Origin of the sequence: Citrobacter cronae (genome assembly GCF_016893685.1) — a bacterium.
Classification (GTDB): domain Bacteria; phylum Pseudomonadota; class Gammaproteobacteria; order Enterobacterales; family Enterobacteriaceae; genus Citrobacter; species Citrobacter werkmanii.
This window is the reverse complement of the sequence record NZ_CP069763.1, coordinates 3,031,927-3,044,285: the sequence shown is the minus strand read 5'-3', so window position 1 is coordinate 3,044,285 and position 12,359 is coordinate 3,031,927. Positions and strand designations below refer to the sequence as shown.

Below are 12,359 nucleotides of genomic sequence, written 5' to 3'. Positions count from 1 at the left end.
TATTTAACGTCCACCTGGCTCCATGCCGGATGGGGTTGTTTAACATACCCGCTGTCAGTCCATTGCAACGGGGGTACTGCAAATTCGGTCGCACTTAAGCGAGTGCCAGTTTTTGGCGCGCATATTGTAACGCTTTTTCAATCACTTGCTCAATGCTTAATCGGGTTGAATCCAAAACTAAAGCATCAGCAGCGGGAACCAGCGGCGCTACAGCACGGTTACGATCGCGGTAATCGCGTTCCTCGATCTCGGCCAAAAGGCGTTCAAAGTTAACACTAAAGCCCTTCTCCTGCAACTGTAGCATACGTCTATGCGCACGTTCGTGCGAGGAGGCGTCCAGAAAAATTTTCACCGGCGCATCCGGGAACACGACGGTTCCCATATCGCGTCCGTCGGCAATCAGTCCAGGCGCTTCGCGAAACGCGCGTTGACGACGTAAAAGCGCTTCGCGCACGCGGGGAAAAGCAGCCACCTGGGATGCGGCATTCGCCACTTCCTGAGTGCGGATTTCGCCACTAACATCTTCACCTTCCAGAATGACTTCCAGGTTGCCGTCCGTTGAGATAAAACGCACATCCAGGTGTGAGGCAAGCGGTACCAGAGCATCTTCAGAGGTGACATCGACATGGTGATGTAACGCTGCGAGCGCCAGTACGCGATAGATCGCGCCTGAATCTAACAGATGCCACTGCAATGCTTCCGCCATTGCCTTGCACAAGGTGCCTTTACCTGCACCGCTTGGGCCATCAATGGTAATAACCGGGGCAATTGCCGTCATCTTTTTCTCCTTAAACGGGCATACGTTAACGTGAACGCCGCGCATTATACGCGCCAACGACAACGATCGTTATCTTTGTGTGAAAAATGCAGAATCATTGAAGCTGAGTGTAGAAGAAATAGACAATCGGAGATGGCAGAATGTGCCGCACTGGGTAGTGCGGCAATAAAATCAGGCAGGTGTACTAATACGCGCCAACTGTTCGAAATAATCCGGGAAAGTTTTGGCGGTACATTTGGGGTCAAGAATGGTCACAGGGGTATCAGACAGCGCCACCAGCGAGAAACACATCGCCATACGGTGATCGTTATAGGTTGCGATATCCGCAAACTTCAGCGTCGCTGGTGGTGTGATGCGGATGAAGTCATGCCCCTCTTCAACTTCCGCGCCCACTTTGCGTAATTCCGTCGCCATCGCAAACAGACGGTCGGTCTCTTTGACGCGCCAGTTGTAGATGTTGCGTAGGGTCGTGGTGCCTTTAGCAAACAGCGCGGCCGTGGCAATAGTCATCGCCGCGTCGGGAATATGGTTCATATCCATATCCACTGCGTTCAGTTCGCCGTGAGTACAGGCAATAAAATCATCACCCCAGGTAATGGTCGCGCCCATTTTCTCCAGTACATCAGCAAAGCGAATATCGCCCTGCATACTGTTGCGGCCAATCCCGGTGACTTTAACCGTGCCGCCTTTAATGGCGCCCGCCGCGAGGAAGTATGAAGCAGAAGAAGCATCGCCCTCAACCAGATAGGCGCCCGGAGACTGATACTGCTGCTGCCCCTGCACGACAAAGCGCTGGTAGTTCTGATTCTCAATTTCAACACCAAACGTCTTCATCAGATTCAAGGTGATATCAATATAAGGTTTAGATACCAGCTCGCCTTTAATGGCGATCGTTGTATCCTGCGGCGCCAGCGGTGCAGTCATCAGTAGCGCAGTGAGGAACTGGCTGGATACGCTGCCGTCTACCTCAACTTGCCCGCCGGAGAAGCCCCCGCGCAAACGAAGCGGCGGATAGTTTTCCTGTTCCAGGTACTCAATGTTGGCTCCCCCCTGGCGCAGCGCATCAACCAGATGGCCAATCGGGCGCTCCTTCATGCGCGGTTCGCCTGTCAACACGATGTCATTGCTGCCAAGGCACAGCGCAGCGGCCAGCGGACGCATTGCGGTTCCGGCATTGCCAAGAAACAGTTCCACTGCCCTTTCGGCATGTAATGCACCGCCGTTGCCGATAATCTCGCAGCGGGTACGATCGGCGGAAAGGGTATAGCTAATCCCTAACGCATTGAGTGCATTGAGCATATGACGGACATCGTCGCTGTCCAGCAGGTTGGTCAGGACAGTGGTGCCATTTGCTAATGCGGCCAGCAGCAAAGCGCGGTTAGAAACACTTTTGGATCCAGGCAGATTGATGGTGCCATCCACCCGCGCAATGGGTTGTAACGTCAGGGATTCCATGAAACTCAACTCTCAAAACAGATATAAAAACCCCACAGGCGGACTGTGGGGATGAAAAGTACAGCAGATTAACCGCGGCGGCGTTCGAAATCGACCATGAAATCGGTCAGTGCTTTTACGCCTTCGAGCGGCATCGCATTATAGATAGACGCACGCATACCGCCGACCACACGGTGCCCTTTCAGCGCATGCAGACCCGCAGCGAAAGACTCCTCCAGGAAGAGTTTATCCAGGGCGCTGTCAGCCAGTTGGAACGGGACGTTCATACGTGAACGGTTCGACTTCGCGACATCGTTACGATAGAAGTCGCTGTTGTCGATCACGCCATACAACAGCTCTGCTTTTTGCTGGTTAATTTTATTCATCGCATTAACACCGCCCTGCTCTTTGAGCCACTTAAAGACCAGGCCAGACAGATACCAGGCAAAGGTTGGCGGCGTGTTGAACATGGAGTCGTTGTCATTTAGCACGGTATAGTCAAGGATTGACGGGCATGAAACATGCGCTTTACCCAGCAGATCTTCGCGTACAATGACAATCGTCAGTCCCGCAGGACCAATGTTTTTCTGCGCCCCGGCATAGATTACGCCATAGCGGCTAACATCAAGCGGCGCGGAGAGGATGGTAGAAGAGAGATCCGCCGTAACCACCACATTGCTGGCAAAGTTCGGCGTTTCATCAATCGCAATGCCATCGATGGTTTCATTCGGGCAATAGTGCAGGTACGCGGCGTTGTCAGAAAGCTGCCATTCGCTCATTGGCTTAACAGCGCGCAGACCGTCAACGGTGACTTTGGCATCGATAACGTTTGGCGTGCAGTACTTTTTCGCTTCTTTAATCGCACTGGCGGCCCAGTAACCGGCATCGACGTAATCCGCTGTCGTTTTATCACCGAGAATATTTAACGGGATACCGGCGAATTGCCCACGGCCACCGCCATGACAGAACAACACTTTATAGTTAGAGGGGATGCTGAGGAGATCGCGAAAATCCTGCTCTGCTTCCTCTGCCACCTGGATAAACTCTTTGCCCCGGTGGCTAATTTCCATGACCGACGTGCCAAGACCGTTCCAGTCGCGAAGATCCTGTTGAGCCAGTTTAAGTACTTCCGCCGGTAGCATTGCCGGACCTGAACTAAAATTGAAGACCTGAGCCATTTCCCCTCACCACGTTGTGTTGTTATCCAATCAACATCCTGTCATTGACGATAATCCTGTGACAGACATTGGGTATAAGTTATTCCTGTGGATATCGGTTTTATCATTCAGTGACACGCGCCGCAATGGGTAAAACTGAGCGGGGTAAAAATGAGTCATAGGTCACACAACAGAATCTATCGGATTGACGGGTAAAAACCGAGATTTTCGCTGTCAGGTGACCCGTTTTGCCCGACTGGCCTTCGACCATTCTGGATTTGCGCAGCGCGGACATAATTGATGATCCCCCGCGCTCATTTGCACCACTTCACTACACCGTACACATGCATAGTCGCCTGTTTCAGGCACCACCTTAAATCGCTGTGTACAGTGTTTAGGCAGAATGCTGAGTCCCGGTTTTACGTCTTCATCGGCAAAGAAGTAAACGCTGATCTGCCCATTCGTCTCCAGAATAGCGAGTTTCACCTGCCCCAGTTGCTCTACGCCGTTCAAACGCAGCTCCATAAAGAATTCGAATTCCGTCATATTGGCGCGATTAAGCTTTGACCATGACAATTCACCGTCTTCAATGATGACCACTGGCTTACCTTCCAGTAGATCTTCCAGCTTTTCGCTGTGTGACATCAGCCACATGACAAGACGATAAAGCAGCGCCAGGGTAATAAAAACCACCAGCACCGGAATCATCGGCACATCGTCATAAAACGCCACATCGCCCGCCGCTGAGCCCAGCGTAAGAATAATCAGCACTTCAAAAAGCGACATCTGCCGTACGCCACGCCGCCCTGTAAGCTTTAAAAACAGAAAAACCAATATAAAGGTATAGAGACTGCGCAGCGCAACCTCGCCAAGAAACTCCATTGGCACCTTATCCAGTGCCATACGCTGTAAATCGAATGCTTTCATTTTGTGCTCTTAACATTGTTGACTGTGTGAAAGCATAGCCAATAGTTTTATTTACGCCTGGGCTCCGGCGGCGATAGCGCCGTTCATTGAAAACCCGTATCATTGCGCGCTTTCCGTACGACAAAAGTGATTTTCATGACGCAAACATTTATTCCCGGCAAAGATGCCGCTCTGGAAGACTCCATCGCTCGCTTCCAGCAAAAATTACTCGACCTTGGTTTTCAGATTGAAGAAGCCTCCTGGTTGAACCCTGTGCCTAACGTTTGGTCTGTGCATATTCGCGACAAAGAATGCGCGCTGTGCTTTACCAACGGTAAAGGTGCGACGAAAAAAGCGGCGCTGGCCTCCGCGCTGGGCGAATATTTTGAGCGTCTGTCTACGAACTACTTCTTTGCGGATTTCTGGCTGGGCGAAACCATCGCCAACGGCCCGTTCGTGCATTATCCGAACGAAAAATGGTTCCCGCTGACGGAAGACGATGACGTGCCGGAAGGTCTGCTGGATGCGCGTCTGCGCGCGTTTTACGATCCAGAAAACGAATTGACCGGAAGCATGCTTATCGACCTGCAATCCGGAAATGAAGATCGTGGCGTCTGCGGCCTGCCGTTTACCCGTCAGTCTGATAACCAGACTGTCTATATTCCGATGAATATTATCGGCAATCTGTACGTTTCTAACGGTATGTCTGCGGGTAACACGCCTAACGAAGCGCGCGTTCAGGGCCTGTCTGAAGTCTTTGAACGTTATGTGAAGAACCGCATTATCGCGGAAAGCATCAGCCTGCCGGAAATCCCGGCCGAGGTGATGGCGCGTTACCCGGCGGTAGTGGAGTCCATCGCCACACTGGAAGCGGAAGGTTTCCCGATTTTCGCCTACGATGGCTCGCTGGGCGGCAAATACCCAGTGATTTGCGTTGTCCTCTTCAACCCGGCCAACGGTACCTGCTTTGCGTCCTTCGGCGCGCACCCGGATTTCGGCGTTGCGCTGGAGCGTACCGTTACCGAACTGCTGCAGGGTCGTGGTCTGAAAGATCTTGATGTCTTCACCCCGCCAACCTTCGACGATGAAGAAGTGGCTGAACACACTAACCTTGAAACCCACTTCATTGATTCCAGCGGTCTGATCTCCTGGGATCTGTTCAAGCAGGATGCTGATTATCCGTTCGTTGACTGGAATTTCTCCGGCACTACGGAAGAAGAGTTCGCCACCCTGATGACCATCTTCAACGCAGAAGATAAAGAAGTGTATATCGCCGACTACGAACATCTGGGGGTATACGCCTGCCGCATTATCGTTCCGGGGATGTCTGACATCTACCCGGCTGAAGATCTGTGGTTAGCCAACAACGCAATGGGTACGCATCTGCGCGAAACGATCCTCTCTCTGCCAGGCAGTGAGTGGGATAAAGAAGACTATCTCAATCTGCTCGAACAACTGGATGAAGAAGGTTTTGACGACTTCACCCGCGTACGCGAACTGCTTGGTCTGGCGACCGGCGCAGATAACGGTTGGTATACCCTGCGCATTGGCGAGCTCAAAGTAATGCTGGCGCTGGCCGGTGGTGACCTGGAGCAAGCGCTGGTATGGACAGAATGGACGATGGAATTCAACGCCTCCGTCTTTAGCGCTGAACGTGCAAACTACTACCGTTGCCTGCAAACGCTGCTGCTATTGTCGCAGGAAGAGGAGCGTCAGCCGCTGCAATATCTGAACGCCTTTGTCCGCATGTACGGCGCCGATGCGGTTGAAGCGGCAAGTGCGGCATTGAGTGGTGAAGCCGCTTTTTATGGCCTTCAGCCAGTAGACAACGATCTGCACGCATTCCCGGCGCATCAGTCTCTGCTGAAAGCCTATGAAAAACTGCAGCGCGCGAAAGCGGCGCACTGGTCAAAATAGTACCAAACAGCCTGCGTTAAGTAGGCTAAATGTATTGTCTGGGCTATATTACGGGGCGCTTTAAGCGCCCTGTTTTTTATTTTGGTCAAATCAAAAAATAAATGTAAAAGCAAAGTTAAATATTAGTAGTTGATATTAAAAAAATTAGCTTATTAATGTGGCTTTTTATCTCAATTACTCCATATTAATTAACTGTCCAGCAGGAGGCTGAAAGAAAAAATTCAACTCACTTTATAATTTTTAAAATTTATTTTTACATGGATAATCAATAAGTTACTCCGCACTTGCATAAAAACCATGCGTCTTGCGGGCCTATAAGCCAGGCGAGATATGATCTATATCAAATTCTCATCTATAATGCTTTGTTAGTATCTCGTCGCCGACTTAATAAAGAGAGAGTTAGTGTGAAAGCTGACAACCCTTTTGATCTTTTACTTCCTGCTGCAATGGCCAAAGTGGCCGAAGAAGCAGGCGTCTATAAAGCAACGAAACATCCGCTTAAGACGTTCTATCTGGCAATTACTGCCGGTGTATTCATTTCAATTGCCTTTGTTTTCTATATCACCGCCACAACCGGTACCGGTACTATGCCCTTCGGCATGGCAAAATTAATAGGTGGTATCTGCTTTTCCCTGGGGCTGATCCTTTGTGTTATCTGCGGTGCAGACCTCTTCACTTCAACTGTACTGATTGTTGTTGCTAAAGCCAGTGGTCGTATTACCTGGGGACAGTTGGCTAAAAACTGGCTTAACGTTTATGTCGGCAACCTGATTGGCGCCCTGATCTTCGTGTTACTTATGTGGCTTTCCGGCGAGTATATGACCGCCAACGGCGCGTGGGGACTCAACGTCCTGCAAACAGCCGACCACAAAGTACACCATACTTTTGTTGAAGCGGTGAGCCTCGGTATCCTGGCTAACCTGATGGTGTGTCTGGCCGTATGGATGAGCTACTCAGGTCGCAGCCTGATGGACAAAGCGTTTATCATGGTATTACCGGTCGCAATGTTTGTTGCCAGCGGTTTTGAGCACAGTATCGCAAACATGTTTATGATCCCTATGGGTATTGTAATACGCGATTTCGCCACCCCGGAATTTTGGACCGCTGTCGGTTCTTCTCCGGAGAATTTTTCTCACCTGACCGTGATGAATTTCATCACCGATAACCTGATTCCGGTTACGATCGGTAATATTATCGGCGGCGGTTTGTTGGTCGGGTTGACATACTGGGTCATTTACCTGCGTGGTAACGATCATCATTAATCTGTTGATGCCCATTACACGCAGTAAATAAAAAATCCACTTAAGAAGGTAGGTGTTACATGTCCGAGCTTAATGAAAAGTTAGCCACAGCCTGGGAAGGTTTTACCAAAGGTGACTGGCAGAATGAAGTAAACGTACGTGACTTCATTCAGAAAAACTACACTCCGTATGAGGGTGACGAGTCCTTCCTGGCTGGCGCTACTGACGCGACCACCAAGCTGTGGGACAGCGTAATGGAAGGCGTTAAACAGGAAAACCGCACTCACGCGCCTGTTGACTTTGACACCTCCGTTGCTTCTACCATCACTTCTCACGACGCTGGTTACATCAACAAAGCGCTGGAGAAAATTGTTGGTCTGCAGACTGAAGCTCCGCTGAAACGTGCGATCATTCCGTTCGGCGGCATCAAAATGGTTGAAGGTTCCTGCAAAGCGTACAATCGCGAACTGGACCCGATGCTGAAAAAAATCTTCACCGAATACCGTAAAACCCACAACCAGGGCGTATTCGATGTTTATACCAAAGACATTCTGAACTGCCGTAAATCCGGTGTTCTGACTGGTCTGCCAGATGCGTATGGCCGTGGCCGTATCATCGGTGACTACCGTCGCGTTGCGCTGTACGGTATCGACTTCCTGATGAAAGACAAATACGCGCAGTTTGTTTCCCTGCAGTCTGACCTGGAAAACGGCGTAAACCTGGAAGCGACTATCCGTCTGCGTGAAGAAATCGCTGAACAGCACCGCGCGCTGGGTCAGATCAAAGAAATGGCAGCGAAATATGGCTGCGATATCTCTGGTCCGGCTACCAACGCTCAGGAAGCTATCCAGTGGACTTACTTCGGCTACCTGGCCGCGGTTAAATCTCAGAACGGCGCAGCAATGTCCTTCGGTCGCGTATCCACCTTCCTGGATGCATACATCGAACGTGATATCAAAGCAGGCAAAATCACTGAACAAGACGCTCAGGAAATGATTGACCACCTGGTCATGAAACTGCGTATGGTTCGCTTCCTGCGTACTCCGGAATATGATGAACTGTTCTCCGGTGACCCGATTTGGGCAACTGAATCTATCGGTGGTATGGGCGTTGATGGCCGTACTCTGGTTACCAAAAACAGCTTCCGCTTCCTGAACACCCTGTACACCATGGGTCCTTCTCCGGAGCCGAACATCACCGTTCTGTGGTCTGAAAAACTGCCTCTGAACTTCAAGAAATTCGCCGCTAAAGTGTCTATCGACACCTCTTCTCTGCAGTACGAGAACGATGACCTGATGCGTCCGGACTTCAACAACGACGACTACGCTATCGCTTGCTGCGTAAGCCCGATGGTTGTTGGTAAACAAATGCAGTTCTTCGGTGCGCGTGCAAACCTGGCGAAAACCATGCTGTACGCAATCAACGGCGGCGTTGATGAAAAACTGAAAATGCAGGTTGGTCCTAAATCTGAACCGATCAAAGGCGACGTTCTGAACTTCGACGAAGTGATGGACCGCATGGATCACTTCATGGACTGGCTGGCGAAGCAGTACGTCACCGCGCTGAACGTAATCCACTACATGCACGACAAGTACAGCTACGAAGCCTCTCTGATGGCGCTGCACGACCGTGACGTTATCCGCACCATGGCGTGTGGTATCGCTGGTCTGTCCGTTGCTGCTGACTCCCTGTCTGCAATCAAATATGCGAAAGTTAAACCGATTCGTGACGAAGACGGTCTGGCTATCGACTTCGAAATCGAAGGCGAATACCCGCAGTTTGGTAACAACGACTCTCGTGTAGATGACATGGCGGTTGACCTGGTAGAACGTTTCATGAAGAAAATTCAGAAACTGACTACTTACCGTAACGCTATCCCGACTCAGTCTGTTCTGACCATCACCTCTAACGTGGTTTATGGTAAGAAAACGGGTAACACCCCAGACGGTCGTCGTGCTGGCGCGCCGTTCGGACCGGGTGCTAACCCAATGCACGGTCGTGACCAGAAAGGTGCTGTTGCCTCTCTGACCTCCGTTGCTAAACTGCCGTTTGCTTACGCTAAAGATGGTATCTCTTATACCTTCTCTATCGTTCCGAACGCACTGGGTAAAGACGACGAAGTTCGTAAGACTAACCTGGCTGGTCTGATGGATGGTTACTTCCACCACGAAGCGTCCATCGAAGGTGGTCAGCACCTGAACGTGAACGTCATGAACCGTGAAATGCTGCTGGATGCGATGGAACATCCGGAAAAATATCCGCAGCTGACCATCCGCGTTTCTGGCTACGCAGTACGTTTTAACTCCCTGACTAAAGAACAGCAGCAGGACGTTATTACTCGTACCTTCACTCAGACCATGTAATTGGTTTTGACTGAAATCGTACTTTAAAAAGCGTACAATAAAGGCTCCACGTAAGTGGGGCCTTTTTAATAGCCTGCTTTGTCAGCTATCTATACTTATGGATAGCAGCCAAAACAGACTCGACACAGTTAATAACTGTGCACTAACACAGGCCCCGGATGGGCCACATCTGGAGAAACACCGCAATGTCAGTTATTGGTCGCATTCACTCCTTTGAATCCTGTGGCACTGTAGACGGCCCGGGCATCCGTTTTATTACCTTCTTCCAGGGCTGCCTGATGCGCTGCCTGTATTGCCATAACCGTGACACATGGGATACGCACGGCGGTAAAGAAGTCACTGTCGACGAATTAATGAAAGAGGTGGTGACTTATCGCCACTTTATGAACGCCTCCGGTGGCGGCGTGACGGCATCCGGCGGTGAAGCCATCCTGCAGGCTGAGTTCGTACGTGACTGGTTCCGCGCCTGTAAAAAAGAAGGCATTCACACCTGCCTGGACACCAACGGTTTTGTTCGCCGCTACGATCCGGTAATTGATGAACTGCTGGAAGTCACCGACCTGGTGATGCTCGATCTCAAACAGATGAACGACGAAATCCACCAGAATCTGGTCGGCGTGTCTAACCATCGCACGCTGGAATTTGCTCGTTACCTGTCGAACAAAGACATTAAAGTGTGGATCCGTTACGTGGTAGTGCCAGGCTGGTCTGACGATGACGACTCCGCGCACCGTCTGGGCGAATTTACCCGCGATATGGGCAACGTTGAAAAAATCGAGCTGCTACCTTACCACGAACTGGGCAAACACAAATGGGTAGCGATGGGCGAAGAGTACAAACTCGATGGTGTGAAGCCGCCGAAGAAAGAGACCATGGAGCGAGTGAAAGGCATCCTTGAGCAGTATGGCCATAAAGTGATGTATTAAGTCTTAAGGTGGGTAACAAACCAGTTACCCACCTCATGCCTTCTTAACGCCCTCTTCTCGCCAGCAGCGGGAAAATCAATCCCAGCTCAACAAGTACACCTGTTCGCATTCTGTTAAAACAGGTCAAATATGCGCGATAGAATTGGGCGTATGGCCCGTCTTGCGCAGCAGCATCAGTAGATAAATAAACGATACGCTGGCAATCATGATAAACAGCAAGCTATCTGAGTAATTCTGCATCAGCATTGCGGTAAACGAAGGGCCAAGCAGACTGCCAACGGTATAGCTTAATAGCAAAGCCTGATTCATGGCCACCAGTTGATGATGTTCCACCTTTTCACAGGCCCAGGCCATCGCGACCGGATAGAGAGTAAAACCTGCCGCACCCAACATAAATAATGCGGGGGCCATCGCCGCCTGATTCAGCATAGCAATACTTCCGACGATCACCACAAACACCTGGACGCGTAAGACCAGCAGGCGTCCCAGCTTGTCCGCCAGGCGGCCAATCGGCCATTGCCCCAGAATACCGGCGCTAACCAGAACCGCCATCCAGAAACCAATGCTGGCATTGCTTACTCCCTGATGGTTCAGATACAGCGGCATCAGGCCGTACAAAGAGCCCAGCACAATCCCGGAAATAATGCAGCCATTAACGCCCAGACGCGCCTGTCGCAGCTTCAGCATCGATACAATAGGGGTTGAGTGCTGTTCATCACCCTGCTGATTGGCGATGCGCGCAAAGAGCAGCGGTAAAACCCCAGCCAGGATGGTTCCCGTCACCCACGGCAGCACGTTCATCAATTCTGTTGATACCTTACTGACCAGCAATTGTCCTAAGAACGTCCCCACGTAATAGATCATCATATAGGCGGCAAGCAAACGTCCGCGATTGCGCGAAGTCCCGCTGCACATCAGCGCACTTTCCACTACCACCCAAATCATGGCGCAGCCAACGCCGGCAATAAAGCGCCAGCTCATCCAGCTCCAGAATCCAACCATAACCCCCAGCCCAACACAGCCCGCGGCAAAAATAAACGAGGCGATGTAATAGCTGCGGTTAAATCCAAGGCGTTTAATTAAATACCCGGTCAGCAACGTCCCTACCAAATTACCGGTAAAGTAGGACGAGCTCACCATACCGACCTGCCAGGTTGGCAGATTTTCATGGGCGAGCCAAAGCGGGACGAGCGTGTTTAACACGGCGATCGCCAGGGTCAACAGAAGCAGCCCGCACAGCAGAAGCATGACGGGACGGGTATAGATGGACATGAATAAAAACCGTGAGGAAGTTCAAATTTCATGCGCATCATGCCACTGCCAAAAACATTGTCAATCGGCGTAATCAAAGGGCTGAGGCGCTTTTCTGACGATCGATTTGCATTACTGATTCTTAATGTGAATAGATAAAAAATACAAAAACACATCTGCTTGTTTTTATTGATCTAAAACAAAAATCTCACGTTACGTTCAGTCGAAAAATTTCATGGACTCCCCTTACTTTTATTTCTTACTAAACTCTATGCGAGATGCAGAGCGGTATTGTCTTCGAAATAGAACAGTCAGTTCTTATTTATATTTCCAGTCCGGATACCGTTCTTTCTCCAGACTTAAACTCATCAAATTTCCCGCACCGA

The 12,359-nt window shown here is 50.6% G+C and carries 9 protein-coding genes; 4 read left to right on the top strand and 5 right to left on the bottom strand.

Annotated elements, in window-relative coordinates; genetic code table 11:
* Positions 1-94 precede the first annotated feature (94 nt).
* The 4 genes from cmk to JSN25_RS13055 form a co-directional block, all read right to left on the bottom strand.
* Positions 95-778 carry a (d)CMP kinase gene (gene cmk, locus JSN25_RS13070; protein ID WP_032939922.1) on the bottom strand — a complete coding sequence of 228 codons (684 nt, stop codon included), beginning with the start codon at positions 776-778 and terminating at the stop codon, positions 95-97.
* Between the two features lie 171 nt (positions 779-949).
* Positions 950-2,233 (bottom strand): 3-phosphoshikimate 1-carboxyvinyltransferase, encoded by a 1,284-nt coding sequence (aroA, locus tag JSN25_RS13065; protein WP_085049195.1) that lies wholly within the window; start codon positions 2,231-2,233, stop codon positions 950-952.
* A 68-nt stretch (positions 2,234-2,301) separates the two neighbouring features.
* Positions 2,302-3,390, bottom strand: coding sequence for a 3-phosphoserine/phosphohydroxythreonine transaminase (gene serC / locus JSN25_RS13060; RefSeq protein WP_061381866.1), 1,089 nt, complete (start codon positions 3,388-3,390; stop codon positions 2,302-2,304).
* Between the two features lie 213 nt (positions 3,391-3,603).
* Positions 3,604-4,296, bottom strand: a complete 693-nt coding sequence (locus JSN25_RS13055; protein ID WP_038639302.1) for a DUF421 domain-containing protein — start codon at positions 4,294-4,296, stop codon at positions 3,604-3,606.
* A 135-nt stretch (positions 4,297-4,431) separates the two neighbouring features.
* Here JSN25_RS13055 and ycaO point away from each other — a divergent pair, with 135 nt between their 5' ends.
* The 4 genes from ycaO to pflA all read left to right on the top strand — a co-directional run bounded on the left by ycaO (position 4,432) and on the right by pflA (position 10,722).
* The gene (gene ycaO, locus JSN25_RS13050; RefSeq protein WP_199952878.1) at positions 4,432-6,192 is read left to right on the top strand and encodes a 30S ribosomal protein S12 methylthiotransferase accessory factor YcaO; all 1,761 of its coding nucleotides are present in this window, start codon (positions 4,432-4,434) and stop codon (positions 6,190-6,192) included.
* A gap of 404 nt (positions 6,193-6,596) precedes the next feature.
* The gene (focA, locus tag JSN25_RS13045; RefSeq protein WP_032939923.1) at positions 6,597-7,454 is read left to right on the top strand and encodes a formate transporter FocA; all 858 of its coding nucleotides are present in this window, start codon (positions 6,597-6,599) and stop codon (positions 7,452-7,454) included.
* Positions 7,455-7,513: 59 nt separating this feature from the next.
* A complete protein-coding gene (gene pflB / locus JSN25_RS13040; RefSeq protein WP_006685273.1) occupies positions 7,514-9,796 on the top strand; it encodes a formate C-acetyltransferase in 2,283 nt (760 codons plus the stop codon).
* A 185-nt stretch (positions 9,797-9,981) separates the two neighbouring features.
* Positions 9,982-10,722 (top strand): pyruvate formate lyase 1-activating protein, encoded by a 741-nt coding sequence (pflA, locus tag JSN25_RS13035; protein WP_003035751.1) that lies wholly within the window; start codon positions 9,982-9,984, stop codon positions 10,720-10,722.
* A 123-nt stretch (positions 10,723-10,845) separates the two neighbouring features.
* Here pflA and JSN25_RS13030 read toward each other — a convergent pair whose 3' ends face one another.
* Complete coding sequence (locus tag JSN25_RS13030; RefSeq protein WP_085049194.1) at positions 10,846-11,994, bottom strand: MFS transporter; 1,149 nt, start codon at positions 11,992-11,994, stop codon at positions 10,846-10,848.
* Positions 11,995-12,359 lie beyond the last annotated feature (365 nt).

Coding starts and splice junctions, on each gene's coding strand:
- pflA (WP_003035751.1), top strand. CDS start 9,982: ATGTCAGTTATTGGTCGCATTCACTCCTTTGAATCCTGTGGCACTGTA.
- ycaO (WP_199952878.1), top strand. CDS start 4,432: ATGACGCAAACATTTATTCCCGGCAAAGATGCCGCTCTGGAAGACTCC.
- serC (WP_061381866.1), bottom strand. CDS start 3,390: ATGGCTCAGGTCTTCAATTTTAGTTCAGGTCCGGCAATGCTACCGGCG.
- cmk (WP_032939922.1), bottom strand. CDS start 778: ATGACGGCAATTGCCCCGGTTATTACCATTGATGGCCCAAGCGGTGCA.
- pflB (WP_006685273.1), top strand. CDS start 7,514: ATGTCCGAGCTTAATGAAAAGTTAGCCACAGCCTGGGAAGGTTTTACC.
- JSN25_RS13055 (WP_038639302.1), bottom strand. CDS start 4,296: ATGAAAGCATTCGATTTACAGCGTATGGCACTGGATAAGGTGCCAATG.
- aroA (WP_085049195.1), bottom strand. CDS start 2,233: ATGGAATCCCTGACGTTACAACCCATTGCGCGGGTGGATGGCACCATC.
- JSN25_RS13030 (WP_085049194.1), bottom strand. CDS start 11,994: ATGTCCATCTATACCCGTCCCGTCATGCTTCTGCTGTGCGGGCTGCTT.